Raw genomic sequence first — 21,805 nt, 5'->3', positions numbered from 1 at the left:
CGCCTCAGGGCTTGGCCACTTGCTGGATACCCGGAATGATCGCGGGGCCTTTGCGCTCAGTGGCGATCTGCTGGGGCACCGCATCGACCGTGATCACAATGTGGTCACGCTGCAGGGAATCCAGCAAGACGCCGGGTGCCAGCTCCTGGCCGGGGCGATACGCGCGTACGGTTTGTTGATTAATGCTGAGCAAGGCTGCGCCATCTGTCCCGTTGACAATCATGCCGTGCAAACGCAGCTCGGGCAGGGCGGTATTGCCACCAAACCACTGCGCCAATTGGTGGGTGCTGATCTGTGCTTGATGATCAACATCCAGGACGGGAGCAATGCGGTCTCCTGACGGTGACCACAAGTTGATCAGCAGGTTGATCAGAGCCAGAGCAATGCCGGCCTGACATAAACGCAGCCAAAGATGTGACGGAAATATGGCGGAAATAATACCCATTTAGACTGCATCGCATAGTGCTTTGGTAGACGGCCGTTGCGGCTGTCTTAAGGGCTCTCATTGTGCGTGTGCAGCATGAAGCCCGTATGACAAGAGCTCGGTTTTTTTTGGGTGACTCATTCCTTTCATGTCTCGATCTACTTTCTCTCGCCGTTCGGCTCCCACGCTGGTCGGATCGGTTCAGTCCCGCGCTCAACAAGGTTTTTCATTGATTGAGGTGATGGTGGTGGTGGTCATCATGGGCATCATGGCCGCCTTGGTCGTCCCCAGCCTCATGGATCGCCCCGATCAGGCCCGCGCCGTGGCGGCACGGCAGGATATCGCTGCGCTGACTCAGGCGCTCAAGCTGTATCGCCTGGATAACGGCCGTTACCCCACGACAGTGCAAGGGCTGTCCGCTTTGCAGCAGCGGCCTGCTCAACCGCCTGAGCCCCGTAACTGGCGCTCCTATATGGACCGTCTGCCTAACGACCCCTGGGGCAATCCGTATCAATATTTGCAACCCGGTGTCCATGGCGAGATTGACGTGTTCTCGCTGGGGGCGGACGGTCAGGCCGGTGGTACGGGCAGCGATGCCGATATAGGCAACTGGGATTGATGTGGCACAGCGGGGCTTTTCCTTAATCGAGACTCTGGTGGTCTTGCTGATCGTGGGCATTGTCAGCAGCGCAGGTTTAAGTGTGCTGGTTTTGGACCGGGATCAGGGCATACAGCGTGAAGCCCGCCAACTGGCCCTACGCTTGGCTGAGCTGCAAAGCTATGTCCGTGAAAGCGGTCGCAGTGTGGCCTGGACTGCGGATCAGCAGGGCTACCGTTTCAGTCTGATGCCGGATGCCAGTGATGGGACCAGCCCTACGCCCGGCTGGGTTCGCGATCAGGCCCGCTTTACTCAATTGTTTCCCCAACGATCATGGACACTGGCGTCGGTGCGCGTGCGTTTGGAGCCACAAGGGCCGTGGGTCTTTGTGAATGAATGGTTGTCTGCACCGCGTCAGCTGGAGCTCGATGATGGTCACGAGGTTCTGTATCTACGCAGCGACGCGACCGGCCGTTTTGATGTGCAGTCATGAAAGAGCGCGGCATGAGTCTGATCGAAGTCCTGATAGCACTGGCCATTGTGTCGATCGCCCTGACGGCAGGTTTGCGAGCCCTGGGCCTGAGCGCTTCGGGCAGCCAGGCCATGCATGAGCGCAGTTTGGCTTTGTTAGCCGCCGATGGGGTGGTGGCAGAAATACGCTTACGTCGCCTGTTTCCCGAGCCGGGTGACACCGTGGTGCCGTGCCCACAAGGTAATTTGGCATTGCAATGCAGGCAGACAGTGCAAGCCACGGCCAACCGTTTCTTTCGCCAGGTGACGGTGCAGGCTTTTGTGCCTAAAGGCCCAGTTCTGGCCGAGCTGCACGCGACAGTGGCGTCCCTGCCATGACAGATCCTGGTCAGGAAGGATTCACTTTGGTGGAAATGCTGGTGGCCTTGACCATTATGGCCTTGATCAGCCTGATGTCCTGGCGGGGCCTGGATGCTGTGCTGCATGCCGATGAGCAGTTAAGCCGACAAGCGCGCCAGACCCAGGCCTTGTTCAATACCTTGTCCCAAATGGGGCGAGATCTGGAGTTGCATCTACCCGCCGCGCCACGCCCTGCTGATCCCTCCGGCGCGATGGCAGTTTTGCCTGCCAGCATTCATTGGCAGGCGCAGGGTGAGGGGCCGGCCATCTTGATGATTGAACGCCGAGCCGAAGCCGGAGCAGGAACTCAGCAGATTCAATGGCGTTTGCAGCAAGGCGTGTTGCAGCGGGCCATTGCTCCAGCGGGCACGGTGTACCCCTTGCCAGAACTGGGGCCCTTACAGAACGTGCTGGAGCAGGTGACTGCCTGGAATGTACGCATCTGGATTCCAGCGCGTGGCTGGCAAAGCTGGCCTTGGCCGGAGCAGGCAGGAGCTGCCGCAACAGGTATAGAGCTGACCGTGCAGCTGGAAGGGCAAGAGCTACCCTACCGCAAAGTGGTGATGCTGCTATGAAACGCGCGTCGCAACAAGGGATGGCGGTCATCAATGCTTTGGTCGTGGTGATGGCGGTGTCGATTGCCACCATGGGTATTGTGCAGCGGCAAAGCGGCTTAGCTATGCAACTGGCCAGCGAACGCGACTATCTGCAGGCGAGCTGGCTGTTGCGTGGTGCGCTGGACTGGGGCGTGCTGGTGCTGCGACTGGACTCTCAGCGTTCAGCCGTAACGCACAAAGGCGGACTGTGGGCCCAGGCCTTGAGCGAATTAAAGATAGAGACTCCGGATAAGAGCCGTGCGGCCTATTTTTCCGGCTATATGCAGGACGAGCAGGGCAAATTCAATCTGGCTTTGTTGCTGCGTGATGGCCGTGTTCAGGCCCGTTATGTACAGGCCTTGGAGCAATTACTGAGAAGTGTGCAGCAGCCACCAGCTTTAGCGTTGGAATTAGCACAGCGGCTGGAGCGGGCGCAGGCTGGGCAGGCTCCATGGCCCTCGCATTTGCAGGACTTCTTTCCCAATGCAGGCCAGCAGGCCAAGCAGTTGGAACCGTATCTGAGTTATTTGCCGCAGGCCAAATCCTTGAATGTGAATACCGCCAGCGCCCCGGTGCTGGCCGCCGTGCAGCCTTCGGTAAGCCTGGTGGAGTGGCGTGGCTTGTTGGAGCAGCGCGACCGAGGGCAATGGTTTCGGGATCAGGCGGATGTGCAGGCCCGTTTGCAGCGTCAGGAGGCCCTGGACGGGCAAGAGCTGACCGTACGCAGTGAATGGTTTTTATTAAGTGGTGAGTTGCGACTTGACCATAGCCGGGTGGCGACCCAGGCCCTGATTAACAGGGCAGCGGACCGCAGCCGGATTGTCTGGATTCGTTGAAGTGATGAGCAAAGTATTGCGTATTTATGTGGACTCCCCGCCCCGGCTGGATCAGCCCTTGGACTATGTGTTGCGGGACAAGCGCGCCAAGGTGTTGCGCCGGGGGCGGGGGAGTGGGCAGGAGCTTAAGTCCTTGGCCCGCTCCTTGGAGCTGGTATTGCCACCGGGTATGGCTACCGTGACCGAAGCGCGGATTCCATCAGTCAGTGCTTCGCGGAGGCAGGCGGTGGCTTGTAGTGCGGTGGAACCGATGTGCTTAAGCCCGATTGAGCAGGTTTGGGTTGCTTGCGCCCCAGCCGGGTCGTCGGGGATGAGCGAGCTGGCCTGGACGGAACGCACGCCATTGCGGGCTTTGGGTGAGCAAGCACGTCAGATTGGTCTGCCAATCAGCGCCGTGTATGCCTGGTCTGCGGCTCATGAGCAAGATAGGCAGGGACTCAGCCAGACGGTGATGATGCCCGCGTGTTCTTTGTTGATGCCGGATATGGCCTCCACGGGGGGCAGCAGTGTGTTGCGACAAGGCGTTTGGTGGACCTTGGCGGCCTTATTGAGCTGGACATTGGTGTTGCAGCAGCAGGCACAAACGGTACGCACGCAGATGCGGCAAGTGCAAGTTCAGATGGAGCAGGCGGTTCGGCAAGCCTTGCCGCATTTGCCCGTTATTGTCGCCCCCTTGACGCAAGCTAGACAGCATCGCGATGCCTTGCTGGCTGAGAAAAGCCCTGCGTCCGCCCCTTTTGATCGTTTGTTGATGGCCAGTGCTGTGCAGTGGCCAGATCTTCAAGGACAGGTACGTGCCTTGAATTTTAAAGATCAGCAATTGGCCTTGAGTTTGGCCAGTGAATTACCCGTCCAGCCTTTGTCGGCCGAATCCGAACTGGAGTGGAAGCAGGGTGAGTCGCCCCGGCAGTGGGAAATTGGTTTTGCCAAGGCGACACCGCCAGCCACCCAGCAGGGGGCGCAGCGATGAGTAAGTTCACTGCCTTGAAACCTATGTGCCTGACCGTGCAGAACAAGCTGGCGATTGCCCGGCAGCATTGGCAGGCCTTGAGTCGGCGAGATCAGCTGGCTTTGTCCTTGTTGGGCGGGCTGCTGGTGTTGACGCTGCTATGGCTGCTGCTTTTGCGCCCGGCGGCTCGTGATCTGGCCTTGGCTCGCCAAGAGCTGCCACGTTTGCAATACGAGTTGGCGCAGCTGCAAACCGTGTTGGAGCAAGTTCAAACCCTGGATAAGGAGCTGGTGGCCCCTGCTGATGCACAAGGGCAGGACAAAGCTTTGCAGCGTAGCTTGCTGACCTTGGGCAGCCAATGTCAGCAGGAAGAAACACAAGCTGAACTGCAGGTGTTGACCTGTCAGGCAGTCGCTGCCCCGGCCTTGATGGACTGGTTGCTACATGCGCCCCGCGTGCTGGGTTTTTCGGTGCAGGAAGTCAGTGTGCATCGTTCGGTGGTCGATAGCCGTGAGCGGGCGGGTTTGCTGGATGGCCGCATTGTGTTGCGAGCAGGAGAGCCATCATGAAGAAACTGGGAAAGATCGCTGCCTGGGTATTGCTGATGGTTTTGCTACTGCTGTTCACCCTCCCGTTTTTACCCGCGCGCCTGATGTTGGCCTGGCAGCCGGAGCAGTCACCTTTGCGGCTGGAAACAGCACATGGAACCTTGGCATCGGGACAGGGCTTGTTGGTGGTGGGCTCGGGCCTGCTGGCCCGTACCGTGCCGGGCCCGATCAGCTGGCGTTGGCGTCTGACGCCCTGGCCACAAATGGAATTAAGCCATGCCTGGCTGGATCAGCCTGTGCGGCTGCAGGTCAGTTGGCAAGGCTGGCGTATCTCAGGACAAAGCCTGACAGTTCCCGCGCCCGTATTAGGGCGTTTGCATCCCTTATTGCAGACCGTCCAGCCGCAAGGTCAGTTGCAACTGCGCTGGCCTAGTCAGGCTCTTGCCTCGGGCACCGGGCCTTTGCTGGAACTGGACTGGCGCGGCGCGCGCTCGGCCTTGGCCGCTCAGGCTGAGCTGGGGGATTACCAATTAGTGCTTAGCCGTCAGGCCAAAGGCGTGCAACTGGCCCTGCGTACCTTGGCGGGGGATTTGACCTTAGCCGGCCAAGGCGAGTGGGGGCCGGGCGGCGGGCAGTTTGAAGGACGCGCGCAAGCCAAGCAGGCCGGCGATCAACGTTTTAACGACTTATTAGAGGCCTTGGGGCCTCAGCGTCAGGGTGTGACCCATTGGCGAATAGCCACAACGATTAGCAAGCAGGAATAACGATATTTTGACTATGAGTATCTTGACTAAGCGACTTCCTGGGCTGCGGCCTCGCTTTCTTCTGAGCCTGGGCGCGGCGGTGCTGTTAAGTGCCTGTGCCAGCAACGGTCAAAAGCCCGAACCTGGGCCAGACCCTTCTTCCTTTTTTGCTTCGGTCGGTAAAGCTCCGGTGCGCAGTACGCAGGCCGATCCGCGCTTTGCCAATAACCCGACTCCCTCGCCCGCCGTGACACGACGGGTTCCTCAACGAGTAGGGGGCAGCGCTGCTCCCATTGATTTACCAGACCCGGCCGAATTCCCCCAAGGCAATGACATTACGCTGAATTTTGTGGATGCCGAGCTGGATGGTGTGGTGGCGGCCTTGGCACGGTTTACGGGCCAGAACTTCATCGTGGACCCCCGTGTAAAAGGCCAGCTGACCTTGGTGTCCGAAGTACCGGTTGATGCCCGTACCGCGTACGAGATGTTGCTGTCGGCTTTGCGTATGCAAGGCTTTGCTGTGCTGCGTAATGGCAAAGTCAGTCGTGTGGTTCCCGAGGCCGAGGCACGCCAACAAGGTGGAGCTGTGCGGGCGGCAGGCAGTGGGGCCAGCGGCAGTGGCGAGCTGGAAACTCGTGTCTTTACCTTGCGTTATGAAAATGCCACCGCTTTGGTGCCCGTTTTGCGGCCCATGATTTCCCCCAACAATCCGATCAATGCCTACCCGTCCAATAACACGCTGGTGGTCACTGACTATGGCGATAATCTGGATCGGATTGCACAGGTGATTGCAGGGATTGATACGCCGGCTGGTTTGAATACCGACATCATTCCGATTGATTACGGTGTGGCACTGGATGTGGCCGCATTGGCCTCGCAAATGCTGGATACGCCTGGCAACGATGTCGCGCAGCGCATTACTGTGGTGGCTGACCCGCGTAGCAATTCAGTGCTGGTGCGCGCCGGTAGTCCCGCCCGTCTGGATTTGGCACGTGACCTGATTCGACGCATCGATAGCCCGGAAAGCAATAAAGGCAATTTGCATGTGGTCTATTTGCGTAACGCTCAAGCCGTTCAGCTGGCCGAAGTGTTGCGTGCTGCGCTGACGGGGCAATCAGGCTCGGACAGCTCTGCGGGCAGTACTCAGCAGTCCAATAGCTTGGCACCTAGCACCAGCCCGACTTCCTCCACGGCCACCAAGGCGATGGATACCAGTGCAACTGCGGGCCAGTCGCAAGGTGAAATGGGTTTGAGCGCAGCCAATAATGCCAGCGGAACCGTCGCCTTTAGCGCTGGTGGTGCCACGGTTCAGGCCGACCCATCCACAAATACCTTGATTATTTCGGCTCCCGATCCGGTTTACCGTAGCCTGCGTGAAGTGATCGATCAGCTGGATCAACGCCGCGCCCAAGTGCTGGTGGAAAGTCTGATCGTGGAAGTGAATGCGGAAGATGCCGCCGAGTTTGGTATCCAGTGGATGACCGGCGGCGGCAATATCGCCGATGGCGGTTCGGGCTTTGTGGGCGGTGCCAATTTAGGCGGTAGTGGTATCACCAAGGCCGGGGCGACCACGCTGGATTCGCTGGCGGCAGGTTTAAGTCTGGGCGTTGTGAAAGGCACGGTGAATGTGCTGGGTCAGCAAGTCGTCAATCTGGGGGTGTTGGCACGCGCACTGGAACGTCAGGGTGGCACCAATATTTTGTCCACGCCTAATTTGATGACACTGGACAATGAAGAGGCCAGCATTATGGTGGGCCGCACCGTCCCCTTTGTGACGGGGCAATACACCACGGCTGCGGATGGCGCCAGCAACCCCTTTCAAACGATCCAACGTGAAGATGTGGGCCTGACCTTGAAAGTTCGCCCGCAGATCTCTGAGGGCGGCACCGTCAAGATGGCGCTTTATCAGGAAGTCAGCAGCATCGATACGGCGATGTCCGTGTCGGCCAATTCCCCCGTTACTCGCAAACGTGCACTCAGCACCAATGTGCTGGTGGATGACGGCCAGATTATTGTGCTGGGTGGCTTGCTGGAAGACTCTATTGAAGACGGCACGCAGTCCGTACCTTTGCTGGGCGATATTCCGCTGGTGGGCAATCTGTTCAAGTACGAAAAACGCAAGCGCACCAAAACCAATCTGATGGTGTTTTTACGCCCCCACATTGTGCGTAATGCACAAGACAGCCAAAGCCTGTCTTTGGACCGCTACAACTATATGCGTGCCGTACAGACGGGCCTGCCGGATCGCTCCACCTGGTTCCATCCTGATGCAGGCCATATGGTTCTGCCACAAGCGGGCGGTGCTGTGGATCTGCGAGAGTCCTTATGACCCGCCTGCCGTACTCCTGGGCACGTCAGCACCGGGCGGTGCTGACGCAACAGCAAGGGGTGGGCACGCTGGTCATTAGTGAGCGCACGCCGGATTGGGCTTTGGTGGAGTTGCGGCGGCGCTATCCCGAACTGGACGTGCGCTCTGTGCCCGATGCAGAGCTGGATACCCTGATTGATGCCAGTTACGCGCAAGGTGATGATGCCGCCAGCGTGGTGGATGCCGCCGCTAATGAGGTGGACCTGGATCGCTTGATGCAGGAGCTGCCTGCGGTCACCGACTTGCTGGAAAACCAGGACGATGCGCCGGTGATCCGCATGATCAATGCCTTGTTCACCCAGGCCGTGCGCGATGGGGCCAGTGATATTCACTTGGAACCTTACGAAACCCATTCCGTTGTGCGCTACCGGGTGGATGGTCGCTTGCGCGATATTGTCAGCCCAAGGCGAGCGCTGCATGGGGCGTTGGTGTCGCGAATCAAGATTATGGCCAGCCTGGATATTGCTGAAAAACGCTTGCCGCAAGATGGTCGTATTGCTTTGAAAGTGGGCGGACGGGCACTGGATTTACGGGTGTCTATCTTGCCGACCGGACACGGTGAACGGGCGGTAATGCGCTTGCTGGACAAGTCTGCTGGACAACTGGAGTTGGAGCGGCTGGGCATGGCCCCCGATATCCTGACGCAACTAGATGAGCTGATTCACCAACCACACGGCATTGTGCTGGTAACGGGGCCTACCGGTAGTGGTAAAACCACCACCCTGTATGCGGCCTTGGGCCGGGTAGATACGGCCCGCAGCAATGTGCTGACGGTGGAAGATCCGATTGAGTATGATTTGCCGGGGGTCGGTCAAACACAGGTCAACCCCCGGATTGAATTGAGTTTTTCACGAGCCCTGCGAGCCATTTTGCGGCAAGACCCGGACATCATCATGATCGGGGAAATCCGCGATTTGGAGACGGCGCAGATTGCCGTGCAGGCTTCGCTAACCGGTCATCTGGTCCTGGCAACCTTGCACACCAACGATGCCGTGTCCGCTGCGACTCGTTTGGTGGATATGGGGATAGAACCTTTCTTGCTGGCTTCGACCCTGCGCGGGGTATTGGCGCAGCGTTTGATTCGCAAACTATGTCGACATTGTCGAGAGCCCGCCGAAGACGGGCGGTATCACGCCAGCCCTGGGGGTTGCGAGCATTGCGCCCACACCGGCTATCAGGGCCGTACCGGCATTCACGAGCTTTATCGGATTGATGAGCGTGCTCAATATTTATTGAATGCGGCGGGGGCGGAGCCCGCCTTGCGTCAAGCGGCGAGGGAGTCCGGCATGCGCAGTTTGCGTGAAGATGCCCAGCGTTGGGTGGAGCAGGGCATCAGCACCTCTGACGAAGTATTGCGCGTGACACGCGAGTTATAGGCGGGTAGCAAACGATGGGTACCTATCACTACGAAGCGGTGGACCAGGCCGGACGCAGCGAGCGCGGCGTGCTGGAAGCAGAGAGCGAGCGTTTGGCGCGGCAGCAGCTCTTGGGCCGAGGCTTGTTGACCGTGTCCCTGAAGGCTGGACGCAGCCGTGCAGCGGCCCGTGCCCGCAGTGCGGGTTTACGGCGCACCGAGTTGTCCTGGATGACTCGTCAATTAGCCAGTCTGGTTGCCGCGGGTTTGTCACTGGAAGCCAGCTTGGGTGTGGTGATAGAGCAGGCTAACCGCCGCCCTTTGGTACAGCTACTGACGGCCTTACGCGCCGATATTCGTGCAGGCGAAAGCTTGAGTGATGCCTTGACCAATCACCCGCGCGACTTTCCAGAGATCTACCGGGCCTTGGTGCGGGCGGGGGAGCAGTCGGGCGAGCTGGAGCAGGTGCTGGACAGGCTGGCCAGTTTCATTGAAGACAGCGGTGCCTTGCGGGGCAAGGTGCTGACAGCGTTTATCTATCCCGCCATCGTCAGCCTGATTTCGGTAGCGATGGTGGTGTTTTTGCTGAGCTATGTTGTCCCCCAAGTGGTGGGTGCCTTTACTCAGGCCAAGCAGCAATTGCCTATGCTGACTCGCGTCATGATCAGTGCCAGCGATCTGCTGCGTGAGTGGGGTGGTGTGCTGCTGATCGCGCTTTTGTTGGCTGCAGCGCTGGCGGTTTTTTTGCTGCGACAGCCAGCCTTCAAGCAAGCTTTTCATCGGCGCTTATTACGTGTTCCTGTTCTGGGGGGATATTTATTAGGTGTTGATACGGCTCGTTTTGCGGCCACCCTGGCGATTTTGGCAGGCAGTAATGTCGCCCTGCTGACGGCCTTGGAAGCGGCCGGACGCACCGTCTCTAACTTGGCTCTGCGTGATGCGGTGAACCAAGCCGCTCTTCGTGTGCGAGAAGGTCTACCTTTGGCCTCGGCCTTGCAACGCAGTGCGTTGTTCCCACCGTTATTAGTGCAACTGATCGCCAGTGGAGAAAAAACCGGTGAACTGGCCCCTATGCTGGACCGCGCCGCGACCACTTTGTCGACCGAGCTGGAGCGCAAAGCGCTGACCATGACCGCCTTGCTGGAACCCTTGATGATTCTGCTGATGGGTGGTTTGGTGCTGCTGATTGTGTTGGCCGTCATGCTGCCGATTATTGAAATGAATCAGTTGGTGCAGTAAAGCAGCTGCGTCATCTATGACGGCTTTGACGAAGGAGAATGCCGCCAGCGCCAGGCTAGGCTAGGCGGCAGTGTTTTTTGTTTGTTAAACCCCTAGGGATATGATCCTTACGGTAAGGACAGGGCCTTGATTCGGCGAATGGTCCTGGGGTGTACGGCATATTTTTCCGCAATGATTTCCAAGGGAACTTGATTGCTTATCGCATCAAGTGCTTCTTTATGTTGTGCAGGAGACAGCGCTGGACGTCTTCCGAGTGGCCTGCCATTGGCACGTGCTGCGGCCATCCCAGCCCGGGTGCGTTCGCTAATCAGTGATCGCTCAAATTCGGCCAATGCAGCCATCATGTGGAAAAGTAATCGGCCCCCTGATGTCGTGGTGTCTATGTTTTCAGTCAGAGAGATGAAATGAATATTCTCTTTTCCCAAGCGATCTATTGTGTCTACCAAATAGCGAAGCGATCTGCCCAGTCTATCTAAACGCCAAACAATCAAGGTGTCTCCGGGTTTCAGTCTTTTCTGAAGATGATTCAAACCGGGGCGCATTGTTTTAGCACCGGATATTCCTTTATCCGTATAGATATGATCACAGTTCACCTTTTTCAAAGCGGCTGTCTGTAGGTCCAGGTTCTGATCCTGTGTTGAAACGCGTGCATACCCATATTTCTTACTCATAATACCCATCTTCCTAGCGCAAAGCGCGGCCCCCTTTCTCGAACACATCTCAGTGCAATCGACGTTAGTAAATTCAAGATGGTCTAGTGGGATTTTGGCCACGCGATGTCAAGTTTTACTAACCACATGCATACCTGCTGCCACGTAAAGGGCGATTAAGGTCGCTCGTACTGCAATAAAAACTATTACGTATATTTCTATTAACGCTGTGTTTCAGATGCAGATACTGATTAAGTGTTAGTGGCCGCCGGATGTGTGTCAACACGCAGCGGGTCCGGGCCGGTGCACTTTCTGAAGAACGTTGCGGGTTGCACAAAGCAAGCGTCAACAATGGTTAAGAAAAGGCATAAATAGGCTTGAGATTTTGACAAGAAGCCTCCTTTTAGTCCCAACCGAATAGCGCATCGAAATGATCCTTTTCAGCGTAGTTTCCACGTAAAAACGTGACTATTTGTTATGGAATGGATGTTGACATAAAGGAGGCTTTTTGGCCGCTTCTGGCTTCAAAGCCAGGCGCTGATTGAGGGCCAGCACCTAGAGTGCCAACTGACGATGCGGAGCGCGTAATGGGCGCTGCATCGCTTGAGTCCTTGTCTTGCTGGTTGCAGCAAGTTACTCCTTCGGGTAATTACCTGCTTCTGGGGCTGCGCAGCTCGGAGTCGTTTGCCCAGGCGTACGACATAGCCCTGTTTCGGCAAGCTTTTTTGTCTGCTATCCAAGAGCGGCTGCGCCCGTATGGTGTCGCGCGCCATGACATTTTGGTGCTTGATCAGGTGGTGCTGATCGGCCTGACTGATTGTCATTTGTCCACCCAGTTTGATAAGGACCTGTTTCTCGAACGGGTCAAAGCGGCGCTGTGCTATGAGCCTGTCAGCTGCGGTTCGGACAAGGTTCTCGTCAATGTCGTGCTGGCTTGGGTAGAGGCATCACGTGATTATCCGGTTTGCCCCGCATATCTTCGTTCGCTGGCCAGTACGATTGCCTTCTCTGAGCTTGAGCCCCAACTGGGCGAACAGACTCGAAATGATATGGATCTGGCAACTCGTTTCTTCGCGGATATGCGAGACGAGAAGGTTGCCCTGTCATTCCAGCCGGTTGTTTTTGTCGAGAATCCTCAGCAAGTTCTGTATTACGAAGTGCTGTTGCGATGGGCAGGCTCTGACGGCTGTATCGAGCCTGTGTCTTGTGCACTGCTTGTCCAGGCCATAGAGCGGCTGCGCTGCACAGAGCGGCTGGATGCCAGCGTTCTCTGGTCCGTTGTGCAGGTGCTTGAGCGTCATCCTGACATTCATCTCGCGTGCAATATTTCTCCCTTGTCTTTGCAGTATTCGCCCTGGTGGCGACTGCTTATCTCCGTACTGGACAAGGCTCCGCAGCTGGCGAGTCGTTTGACCTTAGAGATCACAGAGACAGCCGCTGTATTTGATCAAGAGGCTGCTGCCAGTCTGCTTCGCATGTTGCGAATGTCGGGCTGCAAGCTTGCCATCGATGATATTGGGGCCGGGTTCAACACCCTGGATCTTGCCCGGCAGGTCCGCCCTCACATCATAAAAATTGATAAAGCTCTTGTGCATCAGGCACGAGACAAGGATGGCATCGCTGTCCTGAATTCTTGGGTTCATGCCTCGCGAGGCATAGGCCAATACGTCATCGCCGAAGGAATTGAGACGCCCCTGGATTTCCAGCTGAGCGTCGATGCCGGCGTGCACGCCGTCCAAGGCTACTTAATCAAGCCCCCATGCGTCCAGCCCCCTTGGGAGGGGGCGGAGCCTTGCTGCGTCCGAGACAGTTTCAACCCTAGCCACACCAACTTTGCACTCAACAAATATTCCTCAAAGGATCAGGAACAGAGATGAATCACGTCTATAAAACCATCTGGAATGAGCAAACTGGAACATTTGTTGCCGTTTCAGAGAATAAGAACGCTAGAGGCAAGCGCAGTTCTTCTTGCACCAGCGCAAGCAAGCGACCCTCGTTTCTGGTCCGCATGGGCGTGGCTGCCTTAGCTGCTGGCGCTCTGGCTACGGGAAGTGCTTGGGCAGATGTTGTGACGCCTAACGACGGTCTGGATAACCGGATTGATTTCACGACTCCTGGTGGGGAAATTCGCTTTACAGGTGGTGGCAGCATTGTGGGTTTGACCAGCCTGACGGTTGCCGGTGTCTTGGATGCCGATCAAATTACGGTGGGCGGTGAAAGCGTGGCTACCAACGCACAGCTGAACGCAACTTCTGCTGATGTAGCCGCCAACTCCGGCAAGATCAGCACATTGGAAGGTCAGCTCGCTGGTAATGAATCCACCCTTGCGGATCATGAGAGCAGGATTGCGTCTAATGAGACGGCTGTCGCTGGTCATGGCACCCGAATTACAGAGAATGAAACGGCCATCGCTGCTCATGACAGCAGAATTGTGGCTGTCGAAACAGGGCTTGTGACGGTCAACGAAAGCTTGACGGCATTAGGTGTGGATGAAGCGAATCCGGGCGTTAAGTATTTCCGTGTGAACTCGCAGGAACCCGATTCTGAGGCCAACGGCGAAGAATCGATTGCCATAGGTCCCGATTCCAAAGCCGAGGGTGATCGCAGTTTTGCTGCGGGCCAGGGAGCGTTGGCCGATGGTGAGAGCGCAATTGCGCTGGGCGACGGAGCGACCACCGCCAGCGGGGCAGGGAGACCTAAACCGGATGCGGCGATCGCTATTGGGAAGGACAGCCACAGTAGTGGCGTCGCAGGTATTGCTGTGGGCCGTGAGGCGCAGGCGGCGGGCAATCATGCCCTGGCTCTGGGTACGCAAGCCCAGGCCAGCGGCGCCAACGGCATCGCTCTGGGCCAGGGGGCTCAAGCCGATGCGGAAAATAATATCTCTATTGGTAATGAGGCTGGCCAGGCGACCGGCAATCATTTGCCTGGCGATCGTTCCCACAACATCGCCATTGGTCAGGCCACCGGTCAAAACGTCAAAGGCCAGTTCAATGCGGTGATTGGCGACAACGCCGGCAATAGCGTGGACGGCAATCAGAACGTGGCAATGGGTAAGGGCGCTGGTTCAACCGTGACAGGAGATGACAATATCAGCCTGGGTACGGATGCCAACAAGGGCCGCACGTCGAACCGTGCGGTTGGTATTGGCATGAACGCTAATGCGGAGACAGAAGGTATCGCTATCGGTTATATGGCTGAGGCCGGTAATACTGGCGTAGCAGTAGGTCGTCAGTCGATAGCACAGGGAACGGGCACGGCCATCGGTCCAAACGCACATGCCGATAGTGGTTATGTGGCTTTGGGTTTGAATTCTTATGCCGCTCAAAGCGATGTCTCTGGCACGGGACGGTTTACTAACCGGGCGTTTAACGGTAGTGCTGTTTCCGTGGGTAGCAGCCAGCCGGGCTCTGAGACTACACGTCGAATCGTCAACGTGGAGGACGGGGCCAATGACACCGATGCTGTGAACGTACGCCAGCTGCAAGCGGTTGTGGACCAGGCAGCATTTGGTGGTGCTGTTGATTACGATCAACTGGCCGAGAAGATTGGCGATGACTGGGGGGAACAGATTGCCGAGAGCAAACCGCGTTACCTCAGCATCAATGATGGTGGTGTAGACAAAGGCAACAAGAACAATAACGGTGCTGCCGCTACTGCCATCGATTCGATTGCTATCGGGCCAGACGCCACGGCCAAGGAGCGCGACTCGGTCGCCATCGGGCATAAGGCCGGTGCTGAAGGAGCGTCCGCTGTTGTACTGGGTCACGACATCAAAGGTCTGGGTGCGAATTCAACCACTATCGGTAACTCGCAATCCGAAGCACGTGATGAGAGCGGGGTGGCCATCGGCACTCACGTGGTCAGCCGTGACAAGAACTCCATCGTTATTGGTCGGGATTCCTATTCCGACCGTCAGGCAAATGGTCCCTCTGTAGAAAACTCGATTGTGATCGGTACCGAATCCAGCTCTACGGCAGTGGAAGGGATCGTGATTGGGAAGAACTCGGTGGTGAATGCCGCTCGCGGCATTGCCCAAGGTAGCAACGCAGAGGCAACGGCCAATGATGCCATGGCCTTTGGCACACGCTCGCGGGCTACTGCCGGTAACTCGCAAGCAAGCGGTACGGATGCCAAAGCCTTGGCGACGCGCGGTATTGCAGTGGGCAATAATGCTCGCTCTGGTCAGGCTAATCCTGATGTCGAGAACCAGGACAAGAACCGCGACTCCATTGCGCTGGGCACAGACTCCGTCGCTGAGTTCAATAGCAGCATCGCAGTAGGTCGGGAAGCTCAGGCCACAGCTGACTACGCACAGGCACAAGGTAAGGGAGCTCATGCCTTTGGCGAGGACTCAATCGCACAGGGCCGTGACGCTTGGGCTATTGAACGGCAGGCAATAGCTCTGGGTGCGGATTCCCGCAGCACGGCGGAGCGTGCTGTCGCGATTGGTCAGGGTGCTCGGGCGGGTAACGCACGCTCAGTCGCTCTGGGCGATGGCGCCGAGACGGCAGGCGCTGTGGGCACGCTGAATGCCTCGTTGAACGGGCTGAGCTACGGCAACTTTGCGGGTGATCGTCCTATTGGTACGGTCAGTGTGGGTAAGGAGCAGGAAAAGCGCACTGTGACGAATGTGGCCGCAGGCCGGATCAGCGCCAGTAGCACGGATGCGATTAATGGTAGCCAGTTGTATGCCACCAATCAGGTGTTGGGGAATGTAGCTAACACCACGAAAAACATCTTGGGCGGCAATGCGACGCTGGCGCCGAACGGTAGCCTGAACATGAGCAATATCGGTGATACCGGCGAAAACACGGTTCACGATGCAATTAAATATGCCGCTCAGGGTTGGAATGTCAGCGCCAATGGGGCAACTGCCGAGAATGTGAAGCCTGGTGGTTCGGTGGACTTCAGCAATGACGATGGCAACATCACGGTTGCCCGTACCGGTACTGATCTGGCTTTCAATCTGGCAGATGATCTGACAATCGGCAACAGCATTACCGTAGGTGACACGGTGATCAATGGCGACAGCGTCACTGTGGGCGATACGGTCGTCAACGGCGATAGCATCACGACCAACAACCTGACCGTTCAGGGTGAAACCCACCTGGGCGATAACTTTGTGGTCAACAAGGCGGGCGATGTCATCTACAAGGGCAGCGAAGTCGCGACCCAGACGGATGGCTTGAGCTTTGCAGGCAATACCGGCAGCACAATTGCCAAGACTTTGGGCGATGACACACCGTTGACCCTGTCGGGCGAGTTGGCTGCAGGTGGCGACGCGACAGGTGCAAATTTGCGTGTCGACAGCGACGGTAACAAGCTGAATCTGGTTATGGCTCAGGATCTGACGGATCTGAACAGTATCACCATCAATAACGGTGGTCCGGTGCTCAACAGTGACGGCATCAATATGGGTGGCAAGAAGATCACTGATCTGGCTGCTGGCACTGACGATACCGATGCGGTCAATGTGTCGCAGTTGAAGGATGTTTCAGAGGTCGCTAACGCAGGTTGGAATGTCAGCGCCAATGGGGCAACTGCCGAGAATGTGAAGCCTGGTGGTTCGGTGGACTTCAGCAATGACGATGGCAACATCACGGTTGCCCGTACCGGTACTGATCTGGCTTTCAATCTGGCAGATGATCTGACAATCGGCAACAGCATTACCGTGGGCGATACGGTCATCAATGGCGACAGCATCACGACTACTAATTTGACCGTTGAAGGCGAAACCCACCTGGGCGATAACTTCGTGGTCAACAACGCAGGCGATGTCATCTACAAGGGCAGCGAAGTTGCAACCCAGACGGATGGTTTGAGCTTCGCGGGTAATACCGGCAGCACAATTGCCAAGACTTTGGGCGATGACACACCGTTGACCCTGTCGGGCGAGTTGGCAGCAGGTGGCGACGCGACAGGTGCAAACCTGCGTGTCGACAGCGACGGCAATCAGTTGAACCTGGTTATGGCTCAGGATCTGACGGATCTGAACAGTATCACCATCAATAACGGTGGTCCGGTGCTCAACAGTGACGGCATCAATATGGGTGGCAAGAAGATCACTGATCTGGCTGCTGGCACTGACGATACCGATGCGGTCAATGTGTCGCAGTTGAAGGATGTTTCAGAGGTCGCTAATGCGGGTTGGAATGTCAGCGCCAATGGGGCAACTGCCGAGAATGTGAAACCCGGTGGTTCAGTCGACTTCAGCAATGACGATGGCAACATCACGGTTGCCCGTACCGGTACTGATCTGGTTTTCAATCTGGCAGATGACCTGACAATCGGCAACAGCATTACCGTGGGCGATACGGTCATCAATGGCGACAGCATCACGACAACTAATTTGACCGTTGAAGGCGAAACCCACCTGGGCGATAACTTCGTGGTCAACAACGCAGGCGATGTCATCTACAAGGGCAACGAGGTCGCGACCCAGACGGATGGTTTGAGCTTCGCGGGCAATACCGGCAGCACAATTGCCAAGACTTTGGGCGATGCCACACCGTTGACCCTGTCGGGCGAGTTGGCTGCAGGTGGCGACGCGACAGGTGCAAACCTGCGTGTCGACAGCGACGGCAATCAGTTGAACCTGGTTATGGCTCAGGATCTGACGGATCTGAACAGCATCACCATCAATAACGGTGGTCCGGTGCTCAACAGTGACGGCATCAATATGGGTGGCAAGAAGATCACTGATCTGGCTGCTGGCACTGACGATACCGATGCGGTCAATGTGTCGCAGTTGAAGGATGTTTCAGAGGTCGCTAATGCGGGTTGGAATGTCAGTGCCAATGGGGCAACTGCCGAGAATGTGAAACCCGGTGGTTCAGTCGACTTCAGCAATGACGATGGCAACATCACGGTTGCCCGTACCGGTACTGATCTGGTTTTCAATCTGGCAGATGACCTGACAATCGGCAACAGCATTACCGTAGGTGACACGGTGATCAATGGCGATAGCGTCACTGTGGGCGATACGGTCGTCAACGGCGATAGCATCATGACCAACAACCTGACCGTTCAGGGTGAAACCCACCTGGGCGATAACTTTGTGGTCAACAAGGCGGGCGATGTCATCTACAAGGGCAGCGAAGTCGCAACCCAGACGGATGGCTTGAGCTTTGCAGGCAATACCGGCAGCACAATTGCCAAGACCTTGGGCGATGACACACCGTTGACCCTGTCGGGCGAGTTGGCTGCAGGTGGCGACGCGACAGGTGCAAACCTGCGTGTCGACAGCGACGGCAATCAGTTGAACCTGGTTATGGCTCAGGATCTGACGGATCTGAACAGCATCACCATCAATAACGGTGGTCCGGTGCTCAACAGTGACGGCATCAATATGGGTGGCAAGAAGATCACTGATCTGGCTGCTGGCACTGACGATACCGATGCGGTCAATGTGTCGCAGTTGAAGGATGTTTCAGAGGTCGCTAATGCGGGTTGGAATGTCAGCGCCAATGGGGCAACTGCCGAGAATGTGAAACCCGGTGGTTCGGTGGACTTCAGCAATGACGATGGCAACATCACGGTTGCCCGTACCGGTACTGATCTGGTTTTCAATCTGGCAGATGACCTGACAATCGGCAACAGCATTACCGTAGGTGACACGGTGATCAATGGCGACAGCATCACTGTGGGCGATACGGTCGTCAACGGCGACAGCATCACGACCAACAATCTGACCGTTCAGGGCGAAACCCGTCTGGGCAACAACTTTTTGGTCAACAACGCGGGCGATGTCATCTACAAGGGCAGCGAAGTCGCGACCCAGACGGATGGCTTGAGCTTTGCAGGCAATACCGGCAGCACAATTGCCAAGACTTTGGGCGATGACACACCGTTGACCCTGTCTGGCGAGTTGGCGGCAGATGGCGACGCGACAGGTGCAAACCTGCGTGTCGACAGCGACGGCAATCAGTTGAACCTGGTTATGGCTCAGAACCTGACAGATCTGAACAGCATCACCATCAATAACGGTGGTCCGGTGATCAACGGCGACGGCATCAATATGGGTGGCAAGAAGATCACTGATCTGGCTGCTGGCACGGACGATACCGATGCGGTGAATGTGTCGCAGTTAAAGGAGGTATCAGAGGTTGCTAACGCAGGCTGGAATATCAGCGCCAATGGTGCTGATGCCGAGAATGTGAAACCCGGTGGCTCGGTGGATTTCAGCAATGAGGATGGCAATATCAGCATCATTCGTGATGGCACTGATCTGGCCTTCAATCTGAATAAAGACATTGATCTGGGCTCGGATGGCAGCCTGACCACGGGCAATACATTGGTCAATAACGATGGACTGTCAGTTGATGATGGCGCTGGTAACAAGACTGCCACGACAGCCGCAGGTACCACGGTAAGCAATGCGGCCGGTGATACGACAAGCGTGGGCGCTGGTTCGATCTCTGTGGCGGATGCCGCCGGTAATAGCACCACAATTGGCAGCACGCAGATCGTGGTGGGCGGGGGCAATCCGGTCATCATCAATGGCGATACAGGTCGGATTAATGGCCTGACCAACACCACATGGGACCCCGATAACTACACCAGCGGCCAAGCAGCCACCGAAGACCAGCTCAAGCGAGTCAGCGATGTCGCCAGCGCAGGTTGGAATGTGACTGATGAGCAAGGTAATAGCGCCAATATCGGTCCGAACGGTCAGGTGACTTTTGTAGGCGATAAAAACGTCACGGTTGAGCAGACGGGAACCGAAAATGAAGGTCAGCTTGAAGTCAAACTGAACAAGGATATTGACCTTGGGACTGACGGTAGCTTGAAGACCGGAGACACAGTGGTCAACAACACCGGCGTTGCCGTAGGCAGCGATGTTCATCTGGGTAGCACAGGTCTGACGATTAATAATGGTCCCAGCATGACCTTGGGTGGCATCAACGCGGGTGATCTGCGCATCACCAATGTGGCTGCCGGCATTAATTCTTCGGATGCCGTCAATTACGGACAGCTGCAGCCCATCGAGTCGTTTATCGGCCTGGATGGAAGTGGTTCGTTTGCCTACAACGGTAGCCAGCATACGTCTCTGAAAGATGTGCTCGACAGCATGCACTGGAATGTTGAAGCACCTGCCCCAGGCAAAGAGGACGGTGGTAATGCAGGTGGCTCCGATGGCTCTGGTTCAAGCGGTGGTGGCAATGGTGGCTCAGGTGGAAATACACCGATTCACAATGGCAACACCGTAGGTTTTGTGGAAGGCGACAACATCGTTATTTCCAAGACTGACAGAGTTGATGATGCAGGAAAAACCATTGGTACGGATATCACGGTGGCTGTTTCCCAAGACTTGAAAGTCAACTCGATTACTGCGGTGAATGTTCACGCTGATGAAATTCAGATCAGTAATGGTGGCCCGATCATTAACGAGAACGGCATTGATATGTCTGGCAAGCAGATTACCAATGTGGCGGCAGGCGTGAATGAGACAGATGCGGTGAACGTGGGGCAATTGCACCAAGTTGCCGGCAACCTGCAGGGGCAAGTCAATAACCTTCGTCACGATATCAATCGTCTGGATAAGCGCTTAAGTGCAGGTGTGGCCGCAGCGATGGCAACGGCGTCATTGCCCCAGGCTTATTTGCCGGGCAAACACATGATGTCCATGGCTGGCGGCACCTGGCGTGGAGAGTCGGGGATGGCCATTGGCTTCTCCGGTATTACCGATAACGGTAAATGGGTCTACAAGCTTTCGGGCAATTCAACATCGCGTGGTGATTACGGCGGCGCGGTGGGTGTTGGCTACCAGTGGTAAACCGGCTCTGACCACATGATGCATCGGTCCGCTCGGACCGATGCGCAGCACATACTTTTGAAGGAATTCAGATCATGAAAAGAAATTATTTGTGGGCTGCTTTGTTAAGCAGTCTGGCTCTGGCCGGCTGCGGGACCTTAAGTCAGGTTGACGCTGAGGGTCAGACAGACAAGCCTGTCTTTCCTGAAATAGACAAGACGACTTTTCAAACGGGCTCTTATCCGAACATCGACAACCTGCGCCAGGTTCAAGCCGGTGTGACGCGCGATCAGCTTTATGACTTGCTAGGTCGTCCGCATTTTGCCGAGGGCTTTAAGGTGCGGGAATGGGATTATCTATTCCATTTCAATACCGCCCAGGGCATCAAGACGTGTCAGTTCAAGGTGTTGTTTGACGAGGATATGTTGGGACGCAGTTTTTATTGGCAGCCTAGTGACTGCGCCTCTGTCTTGGATCCCGCCCCGAAAAAGGTATCCATCCAGCCATTCTCGCTGTCCGGGGATGTGGCCTTTGCGTTTGGCAGTGCGGCCTTGACCACGGCGGGACTCAGCACGATTCGCGATATTGCGGGTCAGCTCAAGCAAATGTCTGATGTGGAGCAACTGACGGTTTCTGGTCATACCGATCGGATCGGGAGCGCGGCATCGAATCAGCGTTTGTCGCAGCAGCGTGCCCAGGCCGTACGGAATGCTTTATCGGCCCAAGGCATTCCAGCGGCTGTGATTCAGACACAGGGGTTTGGGCAGGACAGACCTTTGGTGAATTGCGATCAACAGATACGCAGCGATTTGATTGCCTGCCTGGCACCCAACCGTCGCGTTGATATTGCAGTTCAGGGCCAACGCTAAGTTG

At 56.5% G+C, this 21,805-nt stretch carries 16 protein-coding genes; 14 read left to right on the top strand and 2 right to left on the bottom strand.

Features of this window, described 5'->3' with window-relative positions; all coding sequences use genetic code 11:
• Positions 1-4: 4 nt before the first annotated feature.
• Positions 5-445 carry a hypothetical protein gene (locus tag IE156_RS04815; protein WP_189391302.1) on the bottom strand — a complete coding sequence of 147 codons (441 nt, stop codon included), beginning with the start codon at positions 443-445 and terminating at the stop codon, positions 5-7.
• A gap of 127 nt (positions 446-572) precedes the next feature.
• Here IE156_RS04815 and gspG point away from each other — a divergent pair, with 127 nt between their 5' ends.
• The 11 genes from gspG to gspF are packed head-to-tail and all read left to right on the top strand — an operon-like array spanning position 573 to position 10,525.
• On the top strand, positions 573-1,043 hold the full coding sequence (gspG, locus tag IE156_RS04810; RefSeq protein WP_189391301.1) for a type II secretion system major pseudopilin GspG: 471 nt from the start codon (positions 573-575) through the stop codon (positions 1,041-1,043).
• 1 nt (position 1,044) lies between these two features.
• Positions 1,045-1,515 carry a prepilin-type N-terminal cleavage/methylation domain-containing protein gene (locus IE156_RS04805; protein WP_189391300.1) on the top strand — a complete coding sequence of 157 codons (471 nt, stop codon included), beginning with the start codon at positions 1,045-1,047 and terminating at the stop codon, positions 1,513-1,515.
• 11 nt (positions 1,516-1,526) lie between these two features.
• Positions 1,527-1,871, top strand: coding sequence for a type II secretion system minor pseudopilin GspI (gene gspI / locus IE156_RS04800; protein ID WP_229840985.1), 345 nt, complete (start codon positions 1,527-1,529; stop codon positions 1,869-1,871).
• Positions 1,868-2,467 carry a PulJ/GspJ family protein gene (locus IE156_RS04795; RefSeq protein ID WP_189391298.1) on the top strand — a complete coding sequence of 200 codons (600 nt, stop codon included), beginning with the start codon at positions 1,868-1,870 and terminating at the stop codon, positions 2,465-2,467. The genes gspI and IE156_RS04795 overlap by 4 nt, the downstream gene beginning before the upstream one ends.
• Complete coding sequence (gene gspK, locus IE156_RS04790) at positions 2,464-3,324, top strand: type II secretion system minor pseudopilin GspK (RefSeq protein WP_189391297.1); 861 nt, start codon at positions 2,464-2,466, stop codon at positions 3,322-3,324. Before IE156_RS04795 ends, gspK begins: the two co-directional genes overlap by 4 nt.
• 4 nt (positions 3,325-3,328) lie before the next feature.
• On the top strand, positions 3,329-4,294 hold the full coding sequence (locus IE156_RS04785) for a GspL/Epsl periplasmic domain-containing protein (RefSeq protein ID WP_189391296.1): 966 nt from the start codon (positions 3,329-3,331) through the stop codon (positions 4,292-4,294).
• Positions 4,291-4,842 carry a type II secretion system protein M gene (locus IE156_RS04780; RefSeq protein WP_189391295.1) on the top strand — a complete coding sequence of 184 codons (552 nt, stop codon included), beginning with the start codon at positions 4,291-4,293 and terminating at the stop codon, positions 4,840-4,842. The genes IE156_RS04785 and IE156_RS04780 overlap by 4 nt, the downstream gene beginning before the upstream one ends.
• Positions 4,839-5,585, top strand: coding sequence for a type II secretion system protein N (gspN, locus tag IE156_RS04775; protein WP_189391294.1), 747 nt, complete (start codon positions 4,839-4,841; stop codon positions 5,583-5,585). Before IE156_RS04780 ends, gspN begins: the two co-directional genes overlap by 4 nt.
• Before the next feature lie 13 nt (positions 5,586-5,598).
• Positions 5,599-7,893, top strand: coding sequence for a type II secretion system secretin GspD (gspD, locus tag IE156_RS04770; RefSeq protein WP_189391293.1), 2,295 nt, complete (start codon positions 5,599-5,601; stop codon positions 7,891-7,893).
• Entirely contained in the window at positions 7,890-9,308 is a 1,419-nt protein-coding gene (gene gspE, locus IE156_RS04765) for a type II secretion system ATPase GspE (protein WP_189391292.1), read from the top strand. The genes gspD and gspE overlap by 4 nt, the downstream gene beginning before the upstream one ends.
• 14 nt (positions 9,309-9,322) lie before the next feature.
• Complete coding sequence (gene gspF, locus IE156_RS04760; protein ID WP_189391291.1) at positions 9,323-10,525, top strand: type II secretion system inner membrane protein GspF; 1,203 nt, start codon at positions 9,323-9,325, stop codon at positions 10,523-10,525.
• 107 nt (positions 10,526-10,632) lie between these two features.
• Here gspF and IE156_RS04755 read toward each other — a convergent pair whose 3' ends face one another.
• Positions 10,633-11,196 carry a recombinase family protein gene (locus IE156_RS04755; RefSeq protein WP_189391290.1) on the bottom strand — a complete coding sequence of 188 codons (564 nt, stop codon included), beginning with the start codon at positions 11,194-11,196 and terminating at the stop codon, positions 10,633-10,635.
• Between the two features lie 602 nt (positions 11,197-11,798).
• On the opposite strand from IE156_RS04755, the gene IE156_RS04750 reads away from it, so the two are divergent.
• The 3 genes from IE156_RS04750 (at position 11,799) to IE156_RS04740 (ending at position 21,801) form a co-directional block, all read left to right on the top strand.
• Positions 11,799-13,052 carry an EAL domain-containing protein gene (locus IE156_RS04750; RefSeq protein ID WP_189391289.1) on the top strand — a complete coding sequence of 418 codons (1,254 nt, stop codon included), beginning with the start codon at positions 11,799-11,801 and terminating at the stop codon, positions 13,050-13,052.
• Positions 13,049-20,953 carry a YadA-like family protein gene (locus IE156_RS04745; protein ID WP_189391288.1) on the top strand — a complete coding sequence of 2,635 codons (7,905 nt, stop codon included), beginning with the start codon at positions 13,049-13,051 and terminating at the stop codon, positions 20,951-20,953. The genes IE156_RS04750 and IE156_RS04745 overlap by 4 nt, the downstream gene beginning before the upstream one ends.
• 74 nt (positions 20,954-21,027) lie before the next feature.
• Positions 21,028-21,801 carry an OmpA family protein gene (locus tag IE156_RS04740; RefSeq protein ID WP_189391287.1) on the top strand — a complete coding sequence of 258 codons (774 nt, stop codon included), beginning with the start codon at positions 21,028-21,030 and terminating at the stop codon, positions 21,799-21,801.
• Positions 21,802-21,805 lie beyond the last annotated feature (4 nt).

It is taken from the genome of Alcaligenes pakistanensis (assembly GCF_014652815.1).
GTDB classification, from domain to species: Bacteria; Pseudomonadota; Gammaproteobacteria; order Burkholderiales; family Burkholderiaceae_B; genus Alcaligenes; species Alcaligenes pakistanensis.
The sequence above is the reverse complement of the archived record's forward strand: the minus strand, read 5'-3'. Positions and strand labels throughout refer to the sequence as shown.

What these genes read in the sequence shown, in the direction of transcription:
- gspK (WP_189391297.1), top strand. Translation starts at nt 2,464, where the DNA reads ATGAAACGCGCGTCGCAACAAGGGATGGCGGTCATCAATGCTTTGGTC.
- gspN (WP_189391294.1), top strand. Translation starts at nt 4,839, where the DNA reads ATGAAGAAACTGGGAAAGATCGCTGCCTGGGTATTGCTGATGGTTTTG.
- gspI (WP_229840985.1), top strand. Translation starts at nt 1,527, where the DNA reads ATGAGTCTGATCGAAGTCCTGATAGCACTGGCCATTGTGTCGATCGCC.
- gspF (WP_189391291.1), top strand. Translation starts at nt 9,323, where the DNA reads ATGGGTACCTATCACTACGAAGCGGTGGACCAGGCCGGACGCAGCGAG.
- gspE (WP_189391292.1), top strand. Translation starts at nt 7,890, where the DNA reads ATGACCCGCCTGCCGTACTCCTGGGCACGTCAGCACCGGGCGGTGCTG.
- gspD (WP_189391293.1), top strand. Translation starts at nt 5,599, where the DNA reads ATGAGTATCTTGACTAAGCGACTTCCTGGGCTGCGGCCTCGCTTTCTT.
- IE156_RS04785 (WP_189391296.1), top strand. Translation starts at nt 3,329, where the DNA reads ATGAGCAAAGTATTGCGTATTTATGTGGACTCCCCGCCCCGGCTGGAT.
- IE156_RS04780 (WP_189391295.1), top strand. Translation starts at nt 4,291, where the DNA reads ATGAGTAAGTTCACTGCCTTGAAACCTATGTGCCTGACCGTGCAGAAC.
- IE156_RS04815 (WP_189391302.1), bottom strand. Translation starts at nt 445, where the DNA reads ATGGGTATTATTTCCGCCATATTTCCGTCACATCTTTGGCTGCGTTTA.
- IE156_RS04740 (WP_189391287.1), top strand. Translation starts at nt 21,028, where the DNA reads ATGAAAAGAAATTATTTGTGGGCTGCTTTGTTAAGCAGTCTGGCTCTG.
- IE156_RS04755 (WP_189391290.1), bottom strand. Translation starts at nt 11,196, where the DNA reads ATGAGTAAGAAATATGGGTATGCACGCGTTTCAACACAGGATCAGAAC.
- IE156_RS04745 (WP_189391288.1), top strand. Translation starts at nt 13,049, where the DNA reads ATGAATCACGTCTATAAAACCATCTGGAATGAGCAAACTGGAACATTT.
- gspG (WP_189391301.1), top strand. Translation starts at nt 573, where the DNA reads ATGTCTCGATCTACTTTCTCTCGCCGTTCGGCTCCCACGCTGGTCGGA.
- IE156_RS04795 (WP_189391298.1), top strand. Translation starts at nt 1,868, where the DNA reads ATGACAGATCCTGGTCAGGAAGGATTCACTTTGGTGGAAATGCTGGTG.